Source organism: Vibrio sp. 1F279, assembly GCF_041439815.1.
In the GTDB taxonomy this organism is placed as follows: domain Bacteria; phylum Pseudomonadota; class Gammaproteobacteria; order Enterobacterales; family Vibrionaceae; genus Vibrio; species Vibrio tasmaniensis_A.
In genome coordinates this window covers 17,417-42,007 of record NZ_JBGOOU010000022.1, presented here as the reverse complement: position 1 = coordinate 42,007, position 24,591 = coordinate 17,417, and the positions used below count along the sequence as shown (strand labels likewise).

Here is a 24,591-nt window from a genome sequence, read left to right as displayed (position 1 = left end):
GCAAACACTTTGATGGTTTACCTCAGAGGCGTGAAGCCTCTGAGGTTATTGTCTATTGATAGTAAACATCAGCAGTTGGTGCTTGTTGTTCTCCGTTCTATTTAAGGAGAATTAAAGTGAAAAATAGAGAACATTGTTTAAAAGGAATTAACCTGTTAGCGAGCGTTGCAATTGCTTCATCCTTACTCGTAACTTTTCAAGCTAACGCCGTTGCTCCTAACATTCGCGATACCATCGTTTTTAAAGGTGGAGAAGGTGGCAGTAGCCATTATCGTATTCCGTCTATGGTCGTCGCGGCCGATGGGTCTTTAGTCGCTTTTGCGGAAGGAAGAGGAACATCCGGAGATCCCGGAAATGGTGCTCCAACAAGTATAAAGAGCCGTCGTTCGACAGATAATGGCCAGACATGGTCTGCGTACCAAGTGATCCAAGAAAATTCAGCCGAGGCATACTCTGACCCTCGCCCGATGTTAGATGCCAGTAATGGCAGAATATTCGTCTTTTATACGAAGTGGGACATAGATTGTGCCCAAAACGGCAGTTGTGTTCCATTTGATGATCCAAACCATAAGCTATTGTTCAAAACCAGTGACGACAATGGACAAACGTGGTCGACAGAAACGGATGTTTTAGATCAAGTCCGCGATGTGAACTGGTTTGCAAATGGTGATTCGACTCATAACGGCAGAGCCACATGGTCTTATACACCAAGCGCTAGCCAAGTAGCGCAGGCAGCAGCCTCCGGTTGGCAACTCGATTGGAACTCTAGAGTCGCGAATGGAGCATGTAACGTCCAATATTATGGTGATGGCAATACTCGTTACCTTGTTGATTTGGTCGTAAATGATGATAAATCAGTCAAAGCGGTTTTATATGGAAATGGGAGCAACATCGAATACCCACTTAATTTTGATATTGGTGGCTACCATGATTATCAAATTGTCGGTAGTGGCAGTAGTGCGAGCTTTTACGTCGATGGGACGCTGATTGCGAGTGGTTGGAGCGGTCAGTCTCATAGCGGTAAAACGGTCACGTGGGGTAATGGGTGCTCGTCGACTTCGGGCAGTTCAGCTTATAAAACCATCGACTTTTCTATTGCTAACACTGCAGTGGCTCAGTTTGATGCTTCTTTAATGCGCCGAGTCGACGGTAGTGTGATTAACCATCCTGCGGAACAAGGTTGGGCTAAGACTGGGGCCAATGGTGGGCATGGTGACCCAGGTTGGAAGAGTATTAATGCAGGCCCGGGCCAAGGGATTCAACTGAATTCGGGTCGTTTGATTTTCCCTGCAATTGTTCTAGATGCGTTTGAACAATTGTCGGTTGTTTCTATTTACAGCGATGATCATGGGGTTTCGTGGCAGGCAGGCCAACAAACACCGACCTACGCCCAAGAACCAAGTGAAGCCGATATGGCTCAGCTTAACGATGGACGCATTTTACTTTCAGCTCGTAACGATGGAGTAACAGGAACGGGTAACTTTAATCGCTATCACTATATCAGCGAAGATAACGGTATTAGCTGGAAAGTGATTGAAGAAACCAGAAACTCAGTGAATGGCGCTTTATTTTTTAAACTTGATCAAGTTGACATTGGTCTAGTGAGATACGGCAACGACCGCATACTGATGTCTGGTCCACAAGGCAACGGCGCAGTCAGTTCAGATCGCAATGATTTGGCTATTTGGAGTGCGACGGATAATGGCAGTGGTGTGTACAATTTTACTCACAGAACCCAATTTCGTGATGGGTACAGCGCTTATTCAGACATTGTTATTCTTCCAAATAAAGGAGCGGCAGGCAACGAAGACTTGGGGGTTATTTATGAAGCTAAATCGAGCACTGAAATTCGAGTGATGGTGATGGACATTAATAGCGTCAATTGATTGGAACAGATGCCAGAGCCTTATTTACGCTAGGGCTCTGGCGTATTAATTCAATGAGATGTTTTCATTAACTATAACTTTGGATAAGGGGGAGAGAGTGTTTTCTACATGGATGAACAATATCGGGTTTAAGCAAAAAATAATCATTGGATCCATCATGTTAATGGTGGCCGGTATTGCGGTTAGCAATATGGTTTTGTTTAGTAAATACCAGCAAGATTTAGAGAAAAATCTGATTGAGAAAATAGAGCTGGGCTTGAGCTTAGAGTCTTACAAGATAGAGCAATGGCTTGCGTCTAATGTTGGTAATTTGGAACGTTCGGCAGAGTACTTCCAAACAAGGCGCAGCACCAAAGAGATGGTGACAGCGTTAGGCTTAATGGCAGAAACAGACAGCGTGGACGATGTGGTTATCGCGTTTGTTGATGGCACTGGGTTTTCTGCAAAAAATGGCATGTTAGACGTGACCGAGAGCGACCCGCGTAAGACGCAATGGTTTACTCTTGTGATGGAAACGAAACAAACCAGCGTGACCGATTTTTATCAAGATCCGAAAACGGGAAAATCGACGGTCAGTATTGCAGCTCCAGTCAAATACGGCGTGCTGACGCTAAATATACACTTAGAACGTTTTAGTACATTTCTTAAAAAATCCAATATCGAGACGGCAGAAGAAACCATCTATAACCAACAGCAGCAGGTTTTATTTTCAACGTCTTCGTCTGACATTCTAGGGCAGTCACTGCAAAATAGGTTCGTTGCGGATGCTATTGGTGACCGCTTTCTGGAACAATTACAGGGGGTGTTTAAATACACCAAAGACGACAATGTATCCCTTTTCTTATCTCAAAGCTTTAGAGTGCTTGGTGAACAAAAGTGGCACCTTACACTAGAAGCTAATGAACAAATTATTGATGAAGCGTTGAAAGATGCTTGGCAGCAGTTATTGATTGGGGGAGGGGTTTCTGTCGTTATTGCAGCCATGATTTTAATTGCAACTCTAGGGTATTTGTTCCGTCCCATTGTCGCACTTAAAAAAGTCGTGATTAGCCTGTCGTCCGGGGATTGTGACCTCACTCAGAGATTACCTGTAAAAAATAATGATGACTTAGGGCAAATAGCGAAGGCCATCAACGAGTTTATTTCTAATCTGCAATTGATGATGAAAGAGGTCTCGGAGTCATCAGATCAAATTACACACTCTCTTAATCTTGTACACGATCAAGCGGACTCAAACCTGAATAAGCTCAATAGCCATGCGTTAGAAACGGAACAAGTGGTGACCGCCATGACTAAATGACGGCTTCTTCTGAATCGGTCGCACAAAGCACGGTTTCCGCATCGGAGTTTACTCAGACCGTCATCGGTGACATGACGCAATCGCAACAGGTGGTTGGTGAAGCGGTGATTTGTGTTGAAGCTTTCGTTGATCAATTTGAGGTAATGGCTGAGCGCGTGACTCAAATGAGTGATGGAGCATCTCGAATCAACGAGGTATTAACCGTGATCGGTGGCGTTGCAGAGCAAACCAATTTATTGGCACTTAATGCCGCGATTGAGGCGGCAAGGGCTGGGGAGCAAGGAAGAGGTTTTGCGGTTGTCGCTGATGAAGTCAGGGCATTGGCGGCTCGTACTCAAACAAGTACCAATGAAATAGATGCGATGCTGTCAGAGTTAACGTCCCTTTCGCTTGGAGTGGCCAATAGTATGGGCAAAACGAGTGAAGCAAGTCGTTCTACTGTAGAGCGAACAGCTAAAATATCTCAACGTTTGGTGTCGATGGAACATTCGGTAAATAACGTTGCTAGTTTAACCTCGCAGGTGGCGGTTGCCTCGCAACAGCAAAGCCTTGTAGCAGAGGAGATTAACGGCAACATTAGTACCATTAACCTCATCGCTGGCGAACTTATCGTGAGTGCTAAGGCTACACAATCTAACATTGGCAATTTACTGGGTTCCAATGAAAAGTTGAAAAACGTGGTGCGGAAATTTCGTGTATGAAACGGATTCATGTAAGAAAAATAAATAATTCTATAGGTTAGGCATGATTAGCTTTGCCGCTTGAGGACTGAATAGCTATGTACCAAAAATTCTCTTTTTCTTTCAATGTGCCGAAACAAGTCATTCTATTTTTTGTGGTATTACTACAAGCTTGTTTGGGAGGAACGTACTCATGGTCTGTCTATGATGCCGTATTCATTAAGCAATACGATGTGCCTGCCGCGTTAGCCTCAGCCCCTTTTAACCTATTTTACGTTGTGTTCCCAATTATGCTGCTTTTTGCCAGTAAGCTGATTGATCGCTTTGGCCCTAGACAATGCGCAATATTAGGTGGGGCTCTATTCGGATGCGGCTGGATGCTTGCGAGTTTGGGTGCTCACAATTTCTACTACATTCTAGCGGGCGTAGGAGTGTTAAGTGGCTTAGGCGTCGGGATCGCTTATTTGATTCCAATTACTGTAGGGGTCGCTTGGTATCCAGAACAGCGTGGGCTCGTTACTGGTCTTGCCGTTGCAGGGTTTGCTGGTGGGGCGGCATTGGTGAGTCAACTCGCGCAGTATTTTCTTACTGCTGGAGTGTCTCCATATGAGTTACTTGGCGGTGTTGGTGTAGGTTACATTTTCATTGCTATTTTTTCTGGGTTGTTCATGTCCTACCCCGCAATCATGGCTTCAGGATCAACCGGGAAGGTGCGCCTAATTTCCGTTGTTCAAGGACGGTTGTTCCAAACGTTGTTTTTTGCCATGACAGCAGGTTTAACTGCAGGGTTTTTTATTAATAGTAAGCTTGCCCTTTTAAGTAATGATTATGGAATAGAACTGATCATCTCTGCTGTTGCTATGTTTGCCTTAAGCAATGCCGTGGGGCGTGTCGTTTGGGGTTATCTGAGCGATAAGTGGCTTCCTAGTAAGGCCATTAAGTTAAATTTGTTTATTCAGGCACTGGTACTTTCTATTAGTCCTTTGCTATTGCAATCAAATTTTGGGACGGCGTTTTTGGCTGTAGTCACTGGTTTTAACTACGGTGGTGTCTTGGTGTTATACGCGTCGACAGTGGGCTATTACTGGGGAAACAATGAGATGAAAAATGTCTATGCTGTTTTGTTTCTCTCTAACATTTTGGCTGCGTTGATTAATATTGTGTTGGGAATCTTGTATTCTTCGATAGGGCTTAATATACCGATTGTATCGGTACTGTTGTTACTGGGCATCGCCTATGTATTAACTGGGCAGTATTTGAAAATCAAAGCCAGCGCAACACCCCCTGCAATGGCAAATGATGCGCAGTAAAAGGAGGCGATAGAGTATATGCCGACATGGAAAATCGCCGGCTAACCCTCAGCCAGATGAGCTTAGTTAAGCCTATCGCCTTAAAATAGTTGCTATGGAGCGATTAAGCTTAAGACATTACAACGCACAGGTGGAAGAAACTTGCGTGATGATAAAAGTGTTGAACAAACTTACTGGGTTAGGAATACCTGAAACTTGTCGTATTGATTAAGAATCACTCGAAGCATAGCGACTCTGTCTCTAAAGTGAGTTGCGCAACAACGTTGGGTGTCACTGGCATATATTTTATTGAGCCAATTGTTAATCCAGAGGCTCATCCAAGCAGATAAGTTACGCGAGAGTATTTAAAACATAAAATCCGATACAGCGCCGTCGATGCCATAGTCTTGATTTGATTTTGCTGGTATTTTGGTTTCTTTCAAAATGAGCTCGTCATCTTTAAGTTGTAAGTAAATATCTTCTCCAGATTTAAGCTGTAGCTTATAACCAACAATCACGGAAGAGCTCATGCCATTGACCTCAAAGTGCTGTTCATCAGCAATAAAGTTAGAAACAGTTCGTAAGTGAATTCCATCATTTAGCTGGTATGTCGTTTTATTCGGAAATGTTTCATGTCTCAGTAAATTGCAAATTGACTCAATTGATTCGGTTGTAAATGTGATCATCGTCTTGTTTCTCCTTTTTTTTCAATTGTATGGCTTATATAAAAGAGCTAAAACTCTAATCTTAAATGTGCGTATGCGTGCGCATGTTGTGGGGTTCATATTGATTTAAAGGAATGGGAGTGATTATCACTCTTAATTTCTGTGTTTGATGCTAATTAACACTCTAGGTTTGCAATTTTCGAAATCTAAGTTTTTCATAATTAGGGTGTTGGCTTGTTTAAGAAAAAGAAAAGGATTCGCGTTTTTTGATGATGTATCAGCCAGATTGCTGATGATTTGAAGAGCGCGTTGGCATGTATGGTTAATTTATCGCCCTTTTCATACCAAGACTTTCCTCCCAGTTAGAAAGCGTTATTAAGGCAACGACAAAAACGGAATTAATAAACAAAAGCGCAATTTTGTACAAAAGCTGAAAGAGACTATAGAGTAGACTGATAAGTCGCTCGATAATTAACAGGCTTGGGAATTGTTATGGAGAACAAGAAGCGCTCTAAAGAAAAGGCCGAATATAAGATAACGGAAGAGCTCGGTGGCCTTGAAATCCTTGATGCTGAATACGAAAAGCAGAACTTCTCACGCCATAGCCATGAGGGTTACACGCTTGGGGTTATTGAGCAGGGCGCTCAGCGTTTCTATCGAACGGGCGGGCATCATATTGCACCACAAGATGCGATTATCCTGGTCAATGCCGACGAAGTTCATAGCGGTCACTCTGCCACTGAAGGTGGTTGGGCATATCGAGCCATGTATCCTCTCCCAGAGCAACTTGCAAAGATCACTCAAGAGCTTAACCTACCGAACTACGGTGCGCCTTACTTCCCAAGAGCGGTGGTTGAAGACCCTGAACTCGCCAATCAATTGAGGTTGGTCTTCAACACGATTGATGAATCCGACAATCGTTTGTTAAGAGAAACATTGATGTACGGGATGTTGGTTAAGCTGATTAGCCGACATGGAAAATCGCCGCTTACCCCTCTACTAGACGGGAAAACTCAGCGCCAGCTTGTGTTGGTGAAAGAGTTTTTAGATGATTTCCCACAGGCCGATGTGTCGCTAGAGGAACTATCTAAGTTAGCGGCTTTGAGCCCGTTTCACTTAGTGCGTTCTTTTCAAAAAGAGTTCGGCCTTCCGCCGCATGCGTATCAGATCCAATCTAGATTGAGGTTATCGCGTAAGTTATTGAAGCAAGGGTATACGATTTCAGATACCGCGCAAGAGTGTGGCTTTCATGATCAAAGCCATTTTCATCGACATTTCAAAAAGGCCAATGGTTACACGCCGGGGCAATACATCAAAATGCTCTAAATCGGACGCATTAATTCGTTCGCGAAATCGAGCAAGTTTGTACAATCGAACCGACTCCCCTCTTCTTACATTGAATAGCGAATGTGAAGAGAGAAAAGAATGATATGGATAGTGAAACAATGGATAGACGAACACAGTTATGGAAAGGTGTTTTGGCTGCGATGCCCTTGAGTATTGCGGTAATACCGTGGGGTATATTAGCTGGTTCATATGCGATAGATGCCGGATTGAATCAGCTTCAAGCGCAAGCGATGTCGGCTATTTTATTTGCGGGCTCGGCGCAACTTGTCGCCGCAGGGATGTTCAAATCGGGCATTGGGTTAGGGACTATGTTGTTGACCACGTTCTTTATTACTTCAAGACACTTTTTATACAGCGTATCGATGCGTGACAAAATCAGCCACCTTCCTGCTCGTTGGCGTTTATTGCTTGGATTTTGGCTGACGGATGAACTGTTCGCGATTTGTAGTGGCCAATCTCAGCAAGAGTTTAACCGCTGGTATGCAGCAGGGGTCGGGGGTGGTTTTTATCTTGTTTGGAATATTGCGAGTTTTGTCGGCATTGTCGCAGGTAGTCAAATTCCATCACTTAACGAGATTGGGCTCGACTTCGCGGTTGCAGCAACCTTTATCGCTTTGGTGTTTCCGTTAATTCGTACTTTGCCTGTCGTGGTGTGTGTTGTCGTTTCACTGGTCACTTCGGTTGCCATGTCGGTTAACAATATTGAGGGTGGGCTAATGATTGCAGCGATTGCCGGTATGTTAGCGGGCTTTATCAGCGAATCGTTCCAAGAGCGAAACAACGGCAACAAGACAATTGTGGAAGGGGAATAGAGATGATCTGGCTAACGATATTACTTATGACAGCGATTGTTTTCTTTAGTCGGTATCTGTTTCTAGAGCCTGCAATCCCGCTTCGATTAAATCAAACCACGCGTCGTCTATTGCGCTATTCAAGCCCAGCTGTGCTTACCGCAATTTGGGGGCCGATTGTATTCGCTCCTGAACAAGTATTTTGGCCAAGCTTTGAAAACCCTTACTTGATAGGCGCACTTGTGACTGGCTTGCTGATTTGGAAAACAGGCAATGTGCTACTTACGATCGGTGTCAGTATGGCGGTGTTTTTGTTCTATAACCTTGTCGCGGTTGATTTCCTTTTCTCGTGAGCTTCAACTTCAATGTCAACTTAGGCTTTGTGTTTCTCCTATTATTTAAGGGCTGTATAAATATGATTACTTGTTATGTTCGATATGTGATTGATCCTAAAAAGGTAAATGAGTTTGAGGCATACGCAAAAATGTGGATTCCTCTGGTCGCTAAATTCGGAGGTCAACACAATGGTTATTTCTTACCGTCGGAAGGGGCGAACAATATTGCCTTGGCGCTGTTTACCTTTGAAAGTTTGGCTGCCTATGAAGAATATCGGATTAAATCGTTGAACGATGCTGAGTGTATTAAAGCGTTTGAATTTGCAGACGAAGTTGATTGCATCGTGAGTTATGAACGCAGCTTTTTTAGACCTGTTTTATAGTGATAGACCTTGCAACGTATAGCGTGGTGGCATCTAATGTACTGATTCACTGTTTGTGTGTTTAGGTTTTGGTAAGGAGTTAGTTTGGCTAAGAAATATTATGTGGTTTGGAAAGGTCGCACACCGGGTATTTTTACCACTTGGAACGAGTGTAAATCCCAAGTTGATGGCTTTGCTGGGGCGAGATATAAATCGTTTCCAACACTAGGCGAGGCTGAGTCTGCTTTCGGTGGTAAAACGTCGTCTGCGTCAGGTTCTACTGCGACAAAGCCAAGCTCTGCGGGTAAGTCGACGAAAGCTAAGGTGCCGCCTCTTTCGGAGCAGCAAATCACAGATATGCATTTTGATATCAAGATCTTTACCGATGGTGCGTGTGAACCAAACCCTGGTGAAGCGGGGACGGGTTTAGCGGTATACCAAAACAACCAATTAACCGAATTATGGTATGGCTTGTATCAACCTGTTGGTACCAATAATACCGCCGAGTTACATGGGCTTAAGCAAGCGTTTATTCTCGCGAAAGAGAAGTTAAACGCAGGCCTCTCTGTTGCGATTTATTGTGACTCTAAGTACTCAATTGATTGTATTACTAAGTGGGCAACGGGCTGGGAGAAAAAGGGCTGGACTAAGTCGGGTGGCGAGATCAAAAACCTCGATATTATTAAGCCTGCGTATGCTCTCTACCAAGAACTGGCTTCAAAAATTACCATCTACCATGTGAACGGACACGTTGGCATTGAAGGTAACGAATTGGCCGATAGAATGTCGATTGTGGCTATTTCATCGAAAGAGCAGGAGCTAGCTCAATATCGTGACATCGAAGATCTTGAGTCTATTTTGGCGCTGCGAGCAGGCTAGCTAGGCTTCTTAATGAAAAGCTAATGAAAGTTACTGAAAGCATAAGTTGCCATCATTAGGCTGTGCTAAGTTGAGCGTTACATTTCAAATCAATGTAGCGCTCTTTTGTTTTTGTGGTGCTCCGTTTTCTTATGGTGCTTAGTTTTTAATGGTGCTGAGTAGTTAGTATGATGCTTAGCTGTCTGAGTTAGTCCTTATTGAGCCGGGTTCTCTATCCAACGAGATAATTGCTGAGCTTGTTTGATCGAATTAAAACTGTCTTTCACTCTCTCACGTGCCTTTAACCCCATCGATGTTTTATCGTTACTGCTTAGCTGTGCAAAACGCTCAATCGCTTCTCTTAATTCCTCAACGTTTTTTTCGCTGACTACAAACCCCGTCTCTGGTGAGACGATCTCTTTGCATCCCATGATGTTGGTGGTAATGACGGGTGTTCCCACGGCCATCGCTTCTTTTAAAACCAGTGGTCCTGTATCCACACACCCAGTTTCGGAAAAACAGAAGGGCGCGATTAGGCTGTCATAGTTCGATAGTTTCTCTTTCACCCACTCGTGAGGTTTAGCGCCAAGAAAGGTCACGTTTCGAGTGAGTTCTTGCTCTTTGACCTGCAATTTTAATTGTTGCTCTAAATCGCCCGTACCGATGATATCGAGATGAATGTCGAGAGGTTCGGCAATCGGCGCCAATGCATCAATAAGATGGTGGATGCCTTTTTGCTCCACTAATCGGCCAAGGAAAACAAAGCGAAGTTGTTTCGTTTCGGCTTTTGGGTTGAGTTGGAATTGTTTGGTATTAACTCCGCAGTGCAGGAGTTTAATGTTTCCTTTCGCCATGGTGTTGAAGTCAGCGAGCATGTCTTTACACACTGCAACCACAAAATCACTCGATGAAATCTTATGTTCAATGTCATAAGCGAACTCGTAAACATCATGACCGTGAGCAACGAACGAACAGGTGATATTCAGCAGCTTTGCCGCGACGATGGCGTGAGCTGTGGTGTGCTGACAGAAATGCGCATGAACGTGTTCGGCGTCGTTTTCCGCGAGTTGCAGCGCTAATTTAAACCCATAAGCGAACAATGACTTTTTGGGCATGCTGGTTTGCTTAGAAATAAATGAGACAGCCTTGATGAAACCTATCCAGTTAATGCTGGCGACTTTACCCATCCGAACATTTTTGCCTATTTCGACAATGTCGTAGTCGAACTGTTTTTCGTTGTTTTCAATTTTGAACGTCATTACACACACATCGTGCCCACACGCTTTCACAGAGTCGACTTCTGTTTGAATGAAGGTCTCACTGAGTACAGGGTAGGTTGGCGCCACAAATGCTACTTTCTTCATTCCTTACTCCTCAAATCCATATGACTAAAGCTATCAAGCCAAGGTAATAACCAACAAAGCAAGATACGAACCAAGATCAAATCGTAGCTTTGGAGGGCTTTCTGATTGCTTTTCGAAGGTTACCCCTTAAGAAGTAGCTCGTTTTCTCAAATTGATAATCAAATTGGAGTTGCAGTTTTTTTGGACATCTGTGTTTTGTCGTCATTTTGAGAATGGACGCGTAGGTGGCTGATCTAGAGGTGATTTCGTAGCAAAGCACTCTCGGCATAGAACATGCAACGTCAGCCATATAACGTATAAATCTGAGGGCGTCATTATGGCTAAAGTAAGTGTTGTTATTCCTACCTACAATTGTTTGGATTACCTGCCGAAGGCAATTGGCAGCGTACTGAAGCAGACTCATCAAGATGTTGAGCTCATTGTCATTGACGATAACAGCAACGATGGAACGTCGACGTATCTCGCTTCGATAGACGACGAGCGCATTATAATCATATCTACGTTGGGTGTTGGTGCGCCTCAAGCGAGAAACCTAGGGATTGAAAAGGCGACCGGAGAATACATCGCTTTTTTAGACGCGGACGACTTCTGGTTTCCGGAAAAAATTGAGCGCCAACTCGAATTTCATCAACGTTACCCAGATCTCTCGATGAGCTTTACTAACTACGAACACCTGACGGAAGATTACCAAGTGATAGTCGACTGCTTTAGTTACTGGTCGCAGTTTCAAGATCAAGACGAGCTGTTCATCAATATCGAAAACCCGTTGGAGTTCATCATTGAAAACAATGTGATTGGAACATCAACGGTCATGGTGAAAGCAGATGTGTTTTCTCAAACAGACAGTTTCAATGCTGACATCAAGTATGGGGAAGATTGGGAACTGTGGCTTCGAATGAGTGAAAACCATCAGATCGGTGTGTTGAACTCGGTGCAGGTTGGTTACTTGATGAGAGCGAGTTCAGTAACCCAAACTGAAAGTCTTAAATTGAGAAATTTGCAATCTATAGAAACCATTCTTCAACATTACCAAAATGACAGTCAACGATGGAATCTACCCACTTCTAGCTTCAAAATCGCAAAGGCGAGAATACTGGAAGGCTACGCTGACTATTACAGAGGCTTACAACAAAACCGATTGGCCATTTCATACAGTATTCGCTCGTTAGTTTTGGCTCCGCAAAAACGAACGTTACGACATCTTCTTGGAGACTGTAAGAGTTTCCTAATACCTGCATTGTAAGGAATAGGTGTCTGCTATGGGGTCACTAAAACAGTCTGCCTATTACGCCATTGGCATTGTGATGATGAAAGGGATCTCGCTGGTGATGATCCCCTATATCACCCATAAGATGACGTTGGCTGAATACGGTTCTTTAGAAGCCATCGTCTTGTTGGCTGACATCGGGACGATATTATTTAGCTTTGGCATTGTTGAAGCCATGTATCGATATGTTGGCGTTGCTGAGGGTGAAGAAAAAAGAAAGCTGGTCTCGAACTGTTTCACGTTGAGTGTCTTGGTCTGTGTGCTAGGAGGGGCTTTAATTGCTCTTAGTATGCCGTTGTTGTTACTGATGTTGCCCGTCGAGTTTCAACCTTATCAAATCCTACTTTTGCTAATACCGACCATGTTAGATGGTGCGATTTCTATCCCGCTAACATTGATGCGAATGAATGCGATGGCTAAGCGCTTTTGTATGCTAAATGTATTGAAGGCAACGGTGCAAGCTGCAATGACCTTTGTGTTGCTTGAGGCTGGATATGGCATTGATGGTGTTCTGATCTCTTCCGCTGTTTCGAGTGTGTTGTTGATGCTGTGTTTACTGCGTTATCAATGGCAGGAGATGGGCTCATTTGGCAGCCTAAAATACTCCGCTAAGATCCTAAAGTTTGGATTGCCCACGTTAGTCGGTGGTGCTTCTATTTACATGATTACAGGCCTAGACCGTTGGGTGATGGCAAGCTTTGTGGGTGTTGAAGAACTTGCAATCTATGCGGTCAGTGGCAAGTTTGCGTTGCTGCTTGGCTTGTTACTGCAGCCTTATGCTTTGTGGTGGTTTCCAAACCGGGTGGCCATGTTGCAACAACCTAATGGCAAGAAAGAGTGTGCGGACAGAGCGCTGGTCGGTGTTAATCTGGCCATTGTATTGGGTTGTTTGATGATCCTTACTGTACCTGGTTTTATTACTTTGATTCTGCCCAGCAGTTATCAATATGCAGGTACTATTGTTGTAGCACTCTTGGCCATTGGCGTGATTAAGAATGCAGGAGATTACCTTAACCTCGGTTGTTTTAGCGGTGACTCAAGTCAGTCGCAAATGTGGATACAGGGTGGTTGTGCGATCTTAGCAACCATTGGCTATTTTGTTGTGACACCGATTTATGGCGTGTGGGCCGTGGTAGTGGTGCTTTGTGGTACTTATGCCGTGAGGCTGTCACTGCTTTATATTGTGAGCCAAAAAATGGAGTACTTGCCTTACGATCATCGTAAATGGATGGCTGCGGTGAGTATCGCCATACTTGCGATTACCAGTGACCGGCTTCTTGGTTGGGTGCTGGTCGATGTTCATGACTTTGTTTTAGGCAGTTTTGTGGCAATAGTGACGTTAGTCGTCTTTGTTCGATACTCTGTTATTCCTGTTCCACAAGCGTTGCTCGATAAGCTCACGTTAGGCAAACATTCCCACGTAAGTTGAACCGATTTCACCCAGAGCGCGGATATTCTGATAAGCGTCTAGGGAAATATGAATTAATGATAATAAAACACTGTTCATAATTATTTTAATTAGATAGTATTTATAAATCTAGTGAATGCTAACTATGGAAAGATATATGAATAAGTGGATGCTGCTCCTCTCTCTGTTTTCAGCTGCCTCATACAGTGATTCTCATTTTGCAACCGAGAGTGTTGATACTCCCGACTTCAATTCATCGGGTTTCAAGCCGCCTGAGGTTTCTCGACAAGAACAAAACAATATCGTTTGTGAAAGTGTCGTTTGTAATTCAATCTCGCGATCGCAGCCCGTTCCTGAAGTGGGCGAAGTACCGGATCGAGAGCCGAATAAAACATTAGAAACGATAGCGAGTGCGATTTTCATCGCGGGCGAAATTGGTATTGCAGACAATTTGATTGAACCAGACGAGGAGCATTATATTGTCGAGTAATGATTAATTAAAATGGCGGCATGTGAAGCGGAAATACAGAGCTTTCTGCGTTCGTTCATTGATTAAATATTTACGAAGTTTTTAACAAGGACGAAAAATGGAAATCTGGAAGTTAATGCTATTCATCCCCGCTTGTTTCGCGCTCAACATGACACCGGGCCCAAACAATTTGTTATCAATGAACAACGCCCGTTGTTACGGATTTCAGGCCGCCTTTGTCGCTGGTCTAGGAAGAATCCTTGCTTTTTCCGGCATGATTGCTTTGGCTGCATCTGGTTTAGCGGTTGTGCTTTATACTTCTGAAACGCTGTTTTTCCTGATCAAACTATTTGGTGCAATGTATCTGTTGTGGATCGCGTTTAACCTATGGCGATCTCAAGCCAGCCCGGTCGCGGATATCGAGCGAAATAAGAACTGGTTTGGTCTTGTTAAACAAGAGTTCGCGCTCGCGGCGGGCAATCCAAAAGCGATACTCATTTTCACTGCATTCCTTCCTCAATTTGTCGATGTTTCTGCGAACGTAAATACTCAATTCTTTGTTTTGGGAAGTACGTTTCTTGTATTAGAAATGCTCGCAATTTCTATCTATGCCGCCTTTGGCTTATATCTACGACATTGGTTTTCAAAACCTCAGATGGCCAAGCGTTTCAATAAAGCATGTTCTGTGTTTCTTGCCTTGTCTGGTGCGAATTTATTGGTGAGTCGTCAGTAGGAATTGACTGGTTTGTGAGTTGTATTTGTCGATGGTTTTGGTGCCATTAAAGAAGAGATTGCCTATCTAGAGCCCGCATTTTGATGCCGGTTTAAATATGGGCGTACGCACGCCTAGGTCAACATCACGATACCGTGCATTAATACGACACTAGAGGTGAGGCGAGTTCTCATGTCAAAGTAGCCGTCGGGGCCTTCACTTTGATTCTCTTCTCTCATTGACCTCTCCGCTCGCCAAACCGCAATGTAGCCTAAGATCAGAATCAGAGTGGTGAGGAACTCTTGTTGCTCACCGAGTAGCACCGCTAGCCACGCTGCCAACACAATAACATTGCTAAGAATCAGAGCCTTGTTGCTGGATTGGCTTTCGAAGTTCTCTATCCCATTGCCCCACAAGATGCCCGACAAAAAGCTCAAGATAACCACGCTGTAGGTGATGAAGAGTGTTTCTCCGCTCAAGCTAAAGACTTGGCTGTCGATGAGTGATAATAGTAGACCGAATAAAAAGGGGATTAAACCCATATAACCGAGCTTGGCCATGGTGTTGCGTGTTTGAGTTGTCTCCATGTAACCCGACCTCATAACTGTTGCTCAATAGCATTTTTGAGGGTACTACTGGTTGGCGATGTAGAACTCGGGAAGGTTGCTATCACTTTGCCTTCTTTGCTGACCAAGAACTTGTAGAAATTCCATTTTGGTTTGATACCGGCTTGTTGTTGGATTTCGGCAAAGACTGGGTTTGCGTCTGGCCCAGAGAGTGAAGCGCGCGCCATCATTGGAAAGGTGACGCCATAATCTAGGTAGCAGATTTTAGCGGATTGCTCCTCGCTTCCTCTGTCTTGGCGAAATTCATTACTTGGGAAACCAACGACCGTGAAGCCTTCATCTTTATACGTTTGGTGAAGCTGCTCAAGTTGTTCGAATTGAGGCGTGAAACCGCATTGGCTTACCGTATTCACGATCAATAAAGTCTTGCCTTGAAACTCTTCACACAGCTCAATTTCTTCGTTTGAATTTAACAGCCTTTGTTTGCCGTTGAGTATCTCAGGGCAGCTTGCTGAAAAAGCGAATGAACTTGTTAGGCTCGCGATTAGGGCGGTGGAGCACAGCAGTGAATGTTTCATAGGTTTGGCTCATTTTAGTTGGCGTAACTGTTAGTACTCTTGCGCAGCACGAAATGATCACTCTGCTAATCATTAACCGTCACTATTTATGAACGAATCAAGTGTCATCGCTGATGAGATATGGAGCGACCAAACGACTTATGTTCACCCTAGCTCCAAGGCGAGCGGCTAACAGATACATGCCACCGATTTTACGATGGAGGAATAGGGCGCCTGCGGGTGGCGTGTGCCAATACTCTTGCTCCATGCTCAAAATGGTGCCAGCTTCACGAAGTCGTTGAGCGAGTCCGCTGGCTTTAAAATCGTAGTCTTCGTCTACTAACATAGGTTCACACGCCATAGTCACTAAGTTAAGAATGGCTTGGCGCTGATCGGGCAGTATGGCTTCGCTAAAGAACCCAATCTGTTCGAGTGCTTGATTGAGCCCTGATTCGTCTTGATTAACAACAGAGGTAAAGGCCAAACGATAGCCATCACTGAAGCGGTCGCTGTATTTTCGGGTTGCCCCAAAATCTAACAGCCCAATCTGGCGCGTGTTTTCAACGTACAGGTAGTTGGCGAAGTTAGGGTCGGTCTGCACCATCTTAAAATCGAACAATTCCCTGAACATGAGTTCGAGCAAGCTGCGCATGACAAAATCACGAGTACTTTGATTGTAACCTTCGATTTGCTCTATCGAGACACCTTCAATGAAGTCCATCGCGAGCACTGATTCTGAAGACATTTGAGGGTGAATCTTAGGCACGACGAAGTGAGCGTGTTCTTTCAGTGCATGATAGTAACGTGTCGCATAGTCAGCCTCGCGAGCATAATCCGCTTCATCATGGAGCTGTTTCTTAGCTTCTTCTAATAAGCCTTTATAATCGACGGACTTGGGTATCAACCCAACGATGTTAAGTAATGTGCCTACGTTATCGACATCACTGTCGATGCTTTTTCGAATGCCTGGATATTGGACTTTGATGGCAAGTTTGTCTCCCGCGTCACTGTAAGCTTGGTGAACTTGTCCTATGGACGCACTGGCGATGGGCTTAAAGTTGAAGGAGATAAACTCCGCCTTCCAGTTGATTCCGAGTGAATTTTCCAACACTTGGCTGAGCTGTTTGGCTGGCAGTGGGTCGGCGTCTGAACGTAGGCGAGAAAGAATATCGGCTAATTCAGGTTCTAAGACATCGCCTGCATCCATTGATAGCATCTGCCCCAGTTTCATTGCTGCACCGCGCAGGTGTGCGAGTTGATCGGTGAGCCGAGCAATGTTTTGTGGCGTTAGCAGTAAGTCTTTTGCTTTGGGCCTGTTGCCTTGTGCTATTTGCTTGGTGCCTTCCGTCAGCACATTACCCGCGACCCTTGTTGCCAGCGAGGCGAACTTACTGAATCTTGAAATACGATGGGTAGGTAGATTTCTTTCTTTTGCCGACATAAAGGTTCTCTCTAGTTATCAAGATTGATACCAATCGTAGTAAATAACTGTTCACCCTAGCTTGTTAAAAATCTCGATAACGTCGTTAGATTTTTTGATTGTAGAATAACTACTTATCGAAACTTCTTGTCGAAAAGAGCCGCCTTGTTCTCCAGCTTTTTCCCTGCGCTATTTTTGACCACTTACTTACTGTGATTGGTATGACTACAAAGTTCTATAAATCATTACCCAACCGAATGTTCTGTTGTGGTAACTTGTCTCGCGAAACAGTAAACAGAATTTAAAGGACAAAACATGAAGTTTATTTGGTTAAAAGTCGCGGTTACCGTTTTAGTTTTTGCTGCGCTGTTTGGTGTGGTGTATTACAAAGTCGCGAGTGGTATGTCTTAACCAAGCGCTATTTTGTGCAGCTGTTACCATCGCAGCGCGACTTTCCGGTTAACCAGAAAGAGACTTTGTATCGGTTCTTGGCAAACCGAAGAGAACACCAGTCGGCCACTGGCTTGAATATCGCCCAACGTAAAGGGGCGTATAGCCAACCTTTTCCTACTAAGCGCCACGCTTGGTAGGTCACGTCTAAACCTAGCAGCAGTTTTCCATTCTCATCCAGTGCATGCAAAACGGTGTTGGCTGCGTCGGCATCAATCTGAGGGTAGTCTGAAAAGGCTTCACTGTAGATATCGATGGTTTGAATCTTATTCTCGACATCATGCTTTGCAAGTGCCGCCATCTCCTTTGCGCACAATGGACATGTCCCATCGTAAAATATCGTAAGTTGTGTCATCGTCTGTTCGCCTATCATTTCACGAGTGAACCTTCAGTTACCCGTTAAGTCGGCACCCGTCAATTCAATCGCTTGTTATTCAATAATCTAGCAATGGCTACGTGATTGTACCTTTTAAAGATCACTCTCCTCGTATCAAAGCTAAAAAAATGTCTGACGTAGACACTTTGTTCATCCTTTTAAGTCCTTGATTGTTTGGTTAAATCTCGGGTTTATGGACAAAGGATAACAAAGCGTCCAATAAAGGTGTGCCTTCAATATATAAACATCAATCAAATCAATTAGTTGAACTTGGCTTGGAATATGCTCTATCGAACCTACGAATTGCCAAAGGATTTTCTCTAATTTGGGCAGGCAGAAAACCCTAAAAGCATAAGTATGAACAAATGGAGAGAGAACATGAAGGTTATAAATTATTTACTTAGTGTGCTTTTGTTGTTTAGTAGCCCCCAGTTGGCGTGGGCTACTGTTGATGTGATGGAACTCGATGGTAACGCGACCAGTGATAATAGTGCTATCGATTGGGATGACGTAAATGATCCTAACAGCATGGTTGGGATTGCAGAATTTTTCCAAAAAGACCGTAACGGTATCGACCAAATCTTTTGGAAGGGTGGATCAAAAGATGATTCCGACATTACAGATTGGGCGTTCCGTACCGCGTCACCACAACCAAAAGATGACTTTACCAATGCGTATGCCGCTGCCTTTGAAAGCGAAGGCGATTTGCTAATTTACTTTGGTGCAGACCGATATGCGAACAATGGTGATATGTACATTGGGTTTTGGTTTTTACAAGACCAAGTAGGATTGCCGGATGGGAAAACTAAGGGCGACTTTGTTGGACTGCATATCAATGGAGATATCCTTGTGCTGATTTCATTCCCACAAGCAAGTGGCGGTAATCCGTATATAGAAGTGTTGCAGTGGGATTTAAATAATGGTGATGTCACCGACAACATGACGAGAATTTTCCAAACGGACGGTGACCCTAAATCGAATGACTTCGTTGGTGCAAGATGTGGCAGTGGTGCTGTCGGTGTCGAGAAGATCTGTGCGATTTCAAATGATGATTCTATCGGGGCAATTGCTCTACCCAATGTACAAGGTTGGGACTATCTCGCGAAAACGGGTGAAACAACCTCTATTCCGACAGAAAGCTTTGTGGAAGGTCGATTAAACTTGTCAGCTCTGTTGAATGATGAGTTTGGTATTGAGGATATTCCTTGTTTCAGCAGCTTCTTAGTGGAGTCACGAGCTTCTCGTTCGATTGATGCATCTTTGGCTGACTTCGTTGTCGGTTCATTCAGTTTATGTAGCATCAATATAGCGGCGACTTGTAACACAACCAGCTTTACGGTTGATGGTATGTTCAACATAGATTACACCGTGACGGTCACCAACACTGGCCCTGGTTCGTTAGGCACCAATGGTGACTACGAAGTGGCCTTTTTATCTGAGTCACCAATCTTAGGTGCGCTTCCAGTGGTTGGTAACGGCGATGAAGTGTGGAGTGTCGGTGAGTCATTCGCAATCATGGGTAATTACTTGTCGGTAAATAATGGTGCCGTCGGTGTAATAGATGGTGCGGTGGATCTTGATGGGCTTATCGTGAATGCTCAAGCGCCAGTGGCCTACAATTGTCCACCAATAGACTTGAGCCCGATGGTTGAAATTTCTAAAGTGTGTAATAGCTTCTTAGAGGTTGATGGTGGCCAAGTTGTGCTTAAGAAAACCTATGATGTTGAAATATGTAATACCGGTGATATCCCATTGGCCATTGAATCGCTGGTGGATTCTAAGGATGACTCTTTGAGCCGTTCTGATTTACCGACTGAAGTAGTCAACAGCAGTTATTACCTCGACTTTGCTTTACCTTGTGATGATCTTGAGGGTGTGACCACATGTGGTGCTGGTAATATGTGTAGTGCATTAAGTGCCGATCCTGAGTTGTTTGCTTGTAAAACAGGTGAAGGAGAGTGGATACCGAACTTTGGTGATGCGATTGGTCAAGTGTGTACACAAGTAAGTAAAACTTATGCACCAAATGTGTTACCAACCGGGACTGCAGGGATGCTATCTAATCAAGTGACAGCAACGTTTGACTCGCTGTTCTTGCAAGAAGCATTTATGGAAACATCGAACATTGCAACCTGTGATGTTTGTCCATTTACTGTACCTGAGCCATAAGTACTTTCATTAATTGAGTACGACTAAACTCTAAAGCAGCCTAGTTCGTTAGGCTGCTTTATTAGTTATTAGTTATTAGTTATTTAGTTATTTAGTTATTTAGTTAGCTAGTTAGGCGACTTAAATTACTATCTGATGTTTTTTGATCAGCTTGTACAAGGTTGTCCGGGAAATAGACAATGCTTTAGCGGATTGGGAAATATTGTAGTGGTGTAGCTGAATCACTCGACGAACATTTTTTGAAGAAAGTCGAGTGTCACTCTCAGTATCGGGCGACGCGTCTTTTAATTGAATCCCCATATGACGAGTAGAGAGGGCGCTTGAATTAGAAAGAACAATCGCCCTTTTTATGCAGTTGAATAACTCTCTAACATTGCCCGGCCAATGGTACTGTTTCATTTGCTCAAGGGTGTCACTAGGCAGTTTGGTTTTGGATGCGTAATTGTGCTTCAGTTCAAATCGAACCAAATCTTCAATGTCTTCTTTGTGATCATTGAGTGGTACTAGGTCTAATGGAAGTACATTGATGCGATGAAAGAGATCCTTTCGAAATTTACCCACAGCAACGGCTTGTTCGATATTGACGTTGGTGGCGAAAATTACACGGCAATCTACGGGCAATTGGTTATTACTGCCTAATCGCTCTATCAAGTTATTTTCTAGAAAGTGGAGTAAGTAGGTTTGTAGTGAAAGCTCAAGGTCGCCGATCTCATCCAAAAATAGTGTGCCACCATTCGCTTTTTCCACGTGTCCGACGTAGCGTTTGTTTGCACCCGTGAACGAGCCTTTTTCAAAGCCAAATAACTCTGAGTGAATCAGGGATTGTGGAATTGCGCCACAATTTACAGCGATGAAAGGTTTTTGACTGCGGGCTGAGGCCTCATGTATTAAACGCGCACATAGGCTTTTTCCTGTTCCGGTTTCCCCTTGAATCAGCACTGGGAAATCGTTGTTAGCGATCTTGGCTATCTTCTTTTTAAGTTGCTGGATGGTTCTGGATTGCCCCACCAATTGACATTCATGGCACGAGACAGGCTTAGGTTTAGTTTGCTTGGTGTCTACCATGCCATACGCATGCCCTAAATTTCGACAAAGCCATTCTGTATCAATAGGCAGGTGGTAATAATCCCAAAAGGTTTGCTTAATGAGTGATAAGTTGCGGCTTGGTGGTTGGTTGCAGATAGCGATTGCTTTTAAACTTGGAGAGTGAGCCTTTAACGCTGATATTTGCTCACATTGTTTGTCGATTGAGGATGATGTTAGACAAGAAACCACAATTGGTGCGTAGCTTTCGCTGCGTGTCTCGAGTAAGTGAATGGCCTGTTCGGTCGTTTCTGCAACTTGAGCTTCCCAGTTATGGAGACGCAGTTCTCCAACCCACTGACTATGGTGCAGGCATGCGGTGTTGCATAACAAAATCACAGAACGAGTTATTGGCTCAGGTGATACTCTTTTTGATGGCATTGTGCTCACTCTTCATGTTTCGATATCCATGATGAAACCTTCAGTAAGCCCCCTAAATATCCTATAAGCTTAGAAGCAAAATTCAATTAATTCGAGCACACAAATCTGATGGCGTTTGGCTGACAAGTGTCATTATCTCAAGCGGGAAAGCCAATCTGGTGCTTTACTTACTGATATTCATGCTATTAGTAAATATATTCACGGATATCGTGTTTTTACTTTTTGTTTGCTGATGAACACACAGTAAACCCCGCGCTAATCACTAACGATAAAGAGCTGATATTGATGATAATTAACGTAGCAAAAAAGTTCATTTTAGCAGCTTCTGCGCTGATGCTCGGCGGTTGTGTTAGCTACAGTGTGACTGAACAAGAAATGACGAACTACCTGCAAGATTCGGTGATGTTAGAACAAGAAGTCGGTGTGCAAAACGTTATGTATGCGCAAGTCGCTGTTGATGATTTAGCGGTGCAGATTGGTAGAGCTGATACCGAGCGTGTGTCTGTTTTAGCGAACACCAATGCAAAAGTTCAGGTGTTCAACATGCCCAATATGGGGTTGGACTTGGATATCGAGTTCAGTGCGATTCCTGAATACGACAAAGAGAGCGGCGAGATTTATTTGAAATCACTGCGTTTAGAGCGCTTTGAAGAAAAAGATAAACAGCTTTCGCCAGAGATTGCCAAACTACTTAAGCCTGCCGTTTCTATGATTGGTTTTGCTTTGTCCCAGTCTCCAGTTTACAAGCTCGACAGCAATAAAGTGCAAGAGTCGTTGATTAAATCATCGGAACCCAATCTAGTGATTAAAGACAATAAGCTGGTCATCGAGTTATTCGATTAACCTTTCACGTTTAGCTTAGACTCATATTTAAAACACAATGGCTACCGATTAGGTGGCCATTTTTGTTTGTGTTGATTCGGTTCACTAACTTATCAATCTATCTCATTTATTGAATTCGCCAGGCATCTCACCTTTACTTTACTCTTGTGAGCAAGTCATCGCTTCAGTCATCAAATCATAAGAAAGAAAAGGTGAACGAACTATGAATAATCCAGTAATAGCGGATAACAAGCCAATCAAAGTGGAACTAACAGAAGGGGAGGAGTATTACTTCTGTACCTGTGGGAAATCGAAAAACCAACCGTTTTGTGATGGTTCTCATGCCGGAACTGGCTTTAAACCTAAGAGTTTTGTGGCCGAAGAAAACGGCGACGCGTACCTATGCCGCTGTAAATATTCAAACAACCTCCCTTTTTGTGATGGCACTCATAAACAGTTTACGGCGGAACAAGTGGGGCAAGAAGGCCCAGAGGTTCACATCCAAGCGGCTGCGCCAGACTTGTCTCCTGCTGCGAGCGCAACCAAAGAAGAACCTACCGTCGAGTTTATCCATCAACTGGCGCGCGATGGTTTATCCAAAGTGGGTCACCATGGACCAATGACTTCAATGGGCGTTCCAAGATATCTATTACCTCACTGGGATGATATTCAAGTGATGGTCGCACAAATGGCGACTAAACCGTTATTGGAACATGTGCCCGTCGGTACTGAGCTGATTATTGGGCCAAAAGCGAAAAAGCCGCTTAAATTGAACATCTCTTTATTTGTGTCTGATATGAGTTTTGGTTCGTTATCTGAAGAAGCGAAAATTTCTTTAGCGACAGGCGCGGAACTCGCAGGGACAGGTATCTGTTCTGGTGAGGGCGGTATGTTACCCGAAGAGCAAGCCGCGAACTCACGTTACTTTTATGAACTGGCCAGTGCTCAGTTTGGTTACGATGAATCTAAGCTAAAAAACGTTCAAGCCTTCCATTTTAAAGGCGGGCAGGGGGCGAAAACCGGAACCGGCGGTCATCTGCCGGGAGTTAAGAACATCGGTAAGATTGCGGAGGTACGTGGCATTGAAGCGGGTACGGCTGCGATTTCTCCACCAACCTTTGTTGATCTAAAAACCGTCGAGGATTTCAAAAATTTTGCCGACCGAGTTCGAGAAGTGACGGGCGGGATCCCAATAGGCTTCAAGTTGAGTGCTAATCACATCGAAGAAGACATTCAGTTCGCGCTTGATGCCAGTGCTGATTACATCATCTTGGATGGGCGCGGAGGTGGTACAGGCGCTGCGCCTGAAATGTTCCGAGACCATATCAGTGTTCCCACCATTCCAGCACTTGCTCGTGCCAGATCTTATCTAGATAAACAAGGTGTAAGTGACAGAGTCACCTTAATCATTACTGGCGGACTTCGTGTTCCGATGGACTTCGTAAAAGCGATGGCGCTTGGTGCAGATGGGGTCGCTATCTCGAACAGCGCCATGCAGTCGATTGGTTGTGTGGCGGCGAGAATGTGTAATACCAACAATTGCCCAGCAGGTATCGCGACTCAAAAAGCCGATTTACGCCAACGCTTGAATGTCGAGAAGGCATCGAATCAACTCAAGAACTTCTTCGAAGCCTCGACAGAATTAATGCAAGTGATGGCGAGAGCGTGCGGCCATGATCATTTGAATCAATTTAACCCGCACGATTTAGCGACGTGGAATCGTGAAATGGCAGAGTTGTCAGGCGTTACTTATTCGGGCGTCAGCCCTTTAAATCAATCTAAGTAAATCACACCTCAATAAAGCACACCCACTGCACTTTTGGGTGTGCTTATTCTTGCCATGCAATACAAACCCATATTCCACATGCTGTAATCCACTGCTTTATCAGCGTTTTTAAATTATTTCCTATTTCTTGAAAATATAGCTTTACCTAAAGTTAACTTGAGGTTTTATCATCCTGCTTAATCCAAAAACATCAAGCATCACCTTGTCATTTTTCAAGAAATGTTTCTAACCGAATTCGAGGGTAAATA

Annotated in this window: 23 protein-coding genes and 1 pseudogene; 17 read left to right on the top strand and 7 right to left on the bottom strand. The window is 44.0% G+C overall.

Annotation, left to right across the window (positions count from 1 at the left end):
- The first annotated feature begins 116 nt into the window (after positions 1–116).
- From ACED60_RS15960 to ACED60_RS15940, 5 genes and pseudogenes are all read left to right on the top strand, one after another.
- A complete protein-coding gene (locus ACED60_RS15960) occupies positions 117–1,886 on the top strand; it encodes an exo-alpha-sialidase (RefSeq protein ID WP_371727973.1) in 1,770 nt (589 codons plus the stop codon).
- Positions 1,887–1,983: 97 nt separating this feature from the next.
- Positions 1,984–3,186, top strand: a complete 1,203-nt coding sequence (locus tag ACED60_RS15955) for a HAMP domain-containing protein (RefSeq protein ID WP_371727972.1) — start codon at positions 1,984–1,986, stop codon at positions 3,184–3,186.
- Positions 3,183–3,887: a methyl-accepting chemotaxis protein gene (locus tag ACED60_RS15950; RefSeq protein WP_371727971.1), complete on the top strand. Its 705-nt coding sequence runs from the start codon at positions 3,183–3,185 to the stop codon at positions 3,885–3,887. The genes ACED60_RS15955 and ACED60_RS15950 overlap by 4 nt, the downstream gene beginning before the upstream one ends.
- A 77-nt stretch (positions 3,888–3,964) precedes the next feature.
- A complete protein-coding gene (locus tag ACED60_RS15945) occupies positions 3,965–5,176 on the top strand; it encodes an MFS transporter (protein WP_135384727.1) in 1,212 nt (403 codons plus the stop codon).
- 97 nt (positions 5,177–5,273) lie between these two features.
- A pseudogene (locus ACED60_RS15940) lies at positions 5,274–5,387 on the top strand (IS5/IS1182 family transposase); the annotation flags it as partial.
- Between the two features lie 133 nt (positions 5,388–5,520).
- Here ACED60_RS15940 and ACED60_RS15935 read toward each other — a convergent pair.
- Complete coding sequence (locus ACED60_RS15935; RefSeq protein WP_102257799.1) at positions 5,521–5,841, bottom strand: hypothetical protein; 321 nt, start codon at positions 5,839–5,841, stop codon at positions 5,521–5,523.
- 471 nt (positions 5,842–6,312) lie between these two features.
- On the opposite strand from ACED60_RS15935, the gene ACED60_RS15930 reads away from it, so the two are divergent.
- From ACED60_RS15930 to ACED60_RS15910, 5 genes are all read left to right on the top strand, one after another.
- Positions 6,313–7,146 (top strand): AraC family transcriptional regulator, encoded by an 834-nt coding sequence (locus tag ACED60_RS15930; RefSeq protein ID WP_371727970.1) that lies wholly within the window; start codon positions 6,313–6,315, stop codon positions 7,144–7,146.
- 104 nt (positions 7,147–7,250) lie between these two features.
- Positions 7,251–7,979 (top strand): AzlC family ABC transporter permease, encoded by a 729-nt coding sequence (locus tag ACED60_RS15925; RefSeq protein WP_371727969.1) that lies wholly within the window; start codon positions 7,251–7,253, stop codon positions 7,977–7,979.
- A 2-nt stretch (positions 7,980–7,981) separates the two neighbouring features.
- Positions 7,982–8,311: an AzlD domain-containing protein gene (locus ACED60_RS15920; protein WP_371727968.1), complete on the top strand. Its 330-nt coding sequence runs from the start codon at positions 7,982–7,984 to the stop codon at positions 8,309–8,311.
- Between the two features lie 62 nt (positions 8,312–8,373).
- Positions 8,374–8,676: an NIPSNAP family protein gene (locus tag ACED60_RS15915; RefSeq protein WP_371727967.1), complete on the top strand. Its 303-nt coding sequence runs from the start codon at positions 8,374–8,376 to the stop codon at positions 8,674–8,676.
- A gap of 84 nt (positions 8,677–8,760) precedes the next feature.
- A complete protein-coding gene (locus ACED60_RS15910) occupies positions 8,761–9,534 on the top strand; it encodes a viroplasmin family protein (protein ID WP_371727966.1) in 774 nt (257 codons plus the stop codon).
- A gap of 194 nt (positions 9,535–9,728) precedes the next feature.
- On the opposite strand, the gene ACED60_RS15905 is transcribed toward ACED60_RS15910, so the two are convergent.
- Positions 9,729–10,877 carry a glycosyltransferase family 4 protein gene (locus ACED60_RS15905; protein WP_371727965.1) on the bottom strand — a complete coding sequence of 383 codons (1,149 nt, stop codon included), beginning with the start codon at positions 10,875–10,877 and terminating at the stop codon, positions 9,729–9,731.
- Positions 10,878–11,193: 316 nt separating this feature from the next.
- Here ACED60_RS15905 and ACED60_RS15900 point away from each other — a divergent pair, with 316 nt between their 5' ends.
- The 4 genes from ACED60_RS15900 to ACED60_RS15885 all read left to right on the top strand — a co-directional run bounded on the left by ACED60_RS15900 (position 11,194) and on the right by ACED60_RS15885 (position 14,754).
- Positions 11,194–12,120 (top strand): glycosyltransferase family 2 protein, encoded by a 927-nt coding sequence (locus ACED60_RS15900; RefSeq protein WP_371727964.1) that lies wholly within the window; start codon positions 11,194–11,196, stop codon positions 12,118–12,120.
- Positions 12,121–12,136: 16 nt separating this feature from the next.
- A complete protein-coding gene (locus ACED60_RS15895) occupies positions 12,137–13,573 on the top strand; it encodes a lipopolysaccharide biosynthesis protein (protein WP_371727963.1) in 1,437 nt (478 codons plus the stop codon).
- A gap of 136 nt (positions 13,574–13,709) precedes the next feature.
- The gene (locus ACED60_RS15890) at positions 13,710–14,042 is read left to right on the top strand and encodes a hypothetical protein (protein WP_009847226.1); all 333 of its coding nucleotides are present in this window, start codon (positions 13,710–13,712) and stop codon (positions 14,040–14,042) included.
- 97 nt (positions 14,043–14,139) lie between these two features.
- Positions 14,140–14,754, top strand: coding sequence for a LysE family translocator (locus ACED60_RS15885; protein WP_012604468.1), 615 nt, complete (start codon positions 14,140–14,142; stop codon positions 14,752–14,754).
- A 113-nt stretch (positions 14,755–14,867) separates the two neighbouring features.
- Here the strand turns inward: ACED60_RS15885 and ACED60_RS15880 are convergent, their stop codons facing one another.
- From ACED60_RS15880 to ACED60_RS15865, 4 genes are all read right to left on the bottom strand, one after another.
- On the bottom strand, positions 14,868–15,335 hold the full coding sequence (locus ACED60_RS15880) for a DUF3429 domain-containing protein (protein ID WP_371727962.1): 468 nt from the start codon (positions 15,333–15,335) through the stop codon (positions 14,868–14,870).
- Positions 15,332–15,877: a glutathione peroxidase gene (locus ACED60_RS15875; protein ID WP_371727961.1), complete on the bottom strand. Its 546-nt coding sequence runs from the start codon at positions 15,875–15,877 to the stop codon at positions 15,332–15,334. The genes ACED60_RS15880 and ACED60_RS15875 overlap by 4 nt, the downstream gene beginning before the upstream one ends.
- 97 nt (positions 15,878–15,974) lie before the next feature.
- Positions 15,975–17,297 (bottom strand): ABC1 kinase family protein, encoded by a 1,323-nt coding sequence (locus ACED60_RS15870; RefSeq protein WP_371727960.1) that lies wholly within the window; start codon positions 17,295–17,297, stop codon positions 15,975–15,977.
- Positions 17,298–17,694: 397 nt separating this feature from the next.
- Complete coding sequence (locus tag ACED60_RS15865; protein ID WP_371727958.1) at positions 17,695–18,081, bottom strand: thiol-disulfide oxidoreductase DCC family protein; 387 nt, start codon at positions 18,079–18,081, stop codon at positions 17,695–17,697.
- Between the two features lie 399 nt (positions 18,082–18,480).
- Here ACED60_RS15865 and ACED60_RS15860 point away from each other — a divergent pair, with 399 nt between their 5' ends.
- Positions 18,481–20,271: a hypothetical protein gene (locus tag ACED60_RS15860; RefSeq protein ID WP_371727957.1), complete on the top strand. Its 1,791-nt coding sequence runs from the start codon at positions 18,481–18,483 to the stop codon at positions 20,269–20,271.
- A 120-nt stretch (positions 20,272–20,391) separates the two neighbouring features.
- Here the strand turns inward: ACED60_RS15860 and ACED60_RS15855 are convergent, their stop codons facing one another.
- Positions 20,392–21,735 (bottom strand): sigma-54 interaction domain-containing protein, encoded by a 1,344-nt coding sequence (locus tag ACED60_RS15855; RefSeq protein WP_371727955.1) that lies wholly within the window; start codon positions 21,733–21,735, stop codon positions 20,392–20,394.
- 285 nt (positions 21,736–22,020) lie between these two features.
- On the opposite strand from ACED60_RS15855, the gene ACED60_RS15850 reads away from it, so the two are divergent.
- Positions 22,021–22,578, top strand: a complete 558-nt coding sequence (locus tag ACED60_RS15850) for a DUF1439 domain-containing protein (protein ID WP_102249522.1) — start codon at positions 22,021–22,023, stop codon at positions 22,576–22,578.
- A 202-nt stretch (positions 22,579–22,780) separates the two neighbouring features.
- Positions 22,781–24,343, top strand: coding sequence for a glutamate synthase-related protein (locus tag ACED60_RS15845; RefSeq protein WP_371727954.1), 1,563 nt, complete (start codon positions 22,781–22,783; stop codon positions 24,341–24,343).
- Positions 24,344–24,591 lie beyond the last annotated feature (248 nt).

Excerpts from the sequence above, each read along its gene's own strand:
- ACED60_RS15950 (WP_371727971.1), top strand. The coding sequence starts at position 3,183 with ATGACGGCTTCTTCTGAATCGGTCGCACAAAGCACGGTTTCCGCATCG.
- ACED60_RS15945 (WP_135384727.1), top strand. The coding sequence starts at position 3,965 with ATGTACCAAAAATTCTCTTTTTCTTTCAATGTGCCGAAACAAGTCATT.
- ACED60_RS15935 (WP_102257799.1), bottom strand. The coding sequence starts at position 5,841 with ATGATCACATTTACAACCGAATCAATTGAGTCAATTTGCAATTTACTG.
- ACED60_RS15930 (WP_371727970.1), top strand. The coding sequence starts at position 6,313 with ATGGAGAACAAGAAGCGCTCTAAAGAAAAGGCCGAATATAAGATAACG.
- ACED60_RS15925 (WP_371727969.1), top strand. The coding sequence starts at position 7,251 with ATGGATAGTGAAACAATGGATAGACGAACACAGTTATGGAAAGGTGTT.
- ACED60_RS15920 (WP_371727968.1), top strand. The coding sequence starts at position 7,982 with ATGATCTGGCTAACGATATTACTTATGACAGCGATTGTTTTCTTTAGT.
- ACED60_RS15915 (WP_371727967.1), top strand. The coding sequence starts at position 8,374 with ATGATTACTTGTTATGTTCGATATGTGATTGATCCTAAAAAGGTAAAT.
- ACED60_RS15905 (WP_371727965.1), bottom strand. The coding sequence starts at position 10,877 with ATGAAGAAAGTAGCATTTGTGGCGCCAACCTACCCTGTACTCAGTGAG.
- ACED60_RS15900 (WP_371727964.1), top strand. The coding sequence starts at position 11,194 with ATGGCTAAAGTAAGTGTTGTTATTCCTACCTACAATTGTTTGGATTAC.
- ACED60_RS15895 (WP_371727963.1), top strand. The coding sequence starts at position 12,137 with ATGGGGTCACTAAAACAGTCTGCCTATTACGCCATTGGCATTGTGATG.
- ACED60_RS15890 (WP_009847226.1), top strand. The coding sequence starts at position 13,710 with ATGAATAAGTGGATGCTGCTCCTCTCTCTGTTTTCAGCTGCCTCATAC.
- ACED60_RS15885 (WP_012604468.1), top strand. The coding sequence starts at position 14,140 with ATGGAAATCTGGAAGTTAATGCTATTCATCCCCGCTTGTTTCGCGCTC.
- ACED60_RS15880 (WP_371727962.1), bottom strand. The coding sequence starts at position 15,335 with ATGAGGTCGGGTTACATGGAGACAACTCAAACACGCAACACCATGGCC.
- ACED60_RS15875 (WP_371727961.1), bottom strand. The coding sequence starts at position 15,877 with ATGAAACATTCACTGCTGTGCTCCACCGCCCTAATCGCGAGCCTAACA.
- ACED60_RS15870 (WP_371727960.1), bottom strand. The coding sequence starts at position 17,297 with ATGTCGGCAAAAGAAAGAAATCTACCTACCCATCGTATTTCAAGATTC.
- ACED60_RS15865 (WP_371727958.1), bottom strand. The coding sequence starts at position 18,081 with ATGACACAACTTACGATATTTTACGATGGGACATGTCCATTGTGCGCA.
- ACED60_RS15860 (WP_371727957.1), top strand. The coding sequence starts at position 18,481 with ATGAAGGTTATAAATTATTTACTTAGTGTGCTTTTGTTGTTTAGTAGC.
- ACED60_RS15855 (WP_371727955.1), bottom strand. The coding sequence starts at position 21,735 with ATGCCATCAAAAAGAGTATCACCTGAGCCAATAACTCGTTCTGTGATT.
- ACED60_RS15850 (WP_102249522.1), top strand. The coding sequence starts at position 22,021 with ATGATAATTAACGTAGCAAAAAAGTTCATTTTAGCAGCTTCTGCGCTG.
- ACED60_RS15845 (WP_371727954.1), top strand. The coding sequence starts at position 22,781 with ATGAATAATCCAGTAATAGCGGATAACAAGCCAATCAAAGTGGAACTA.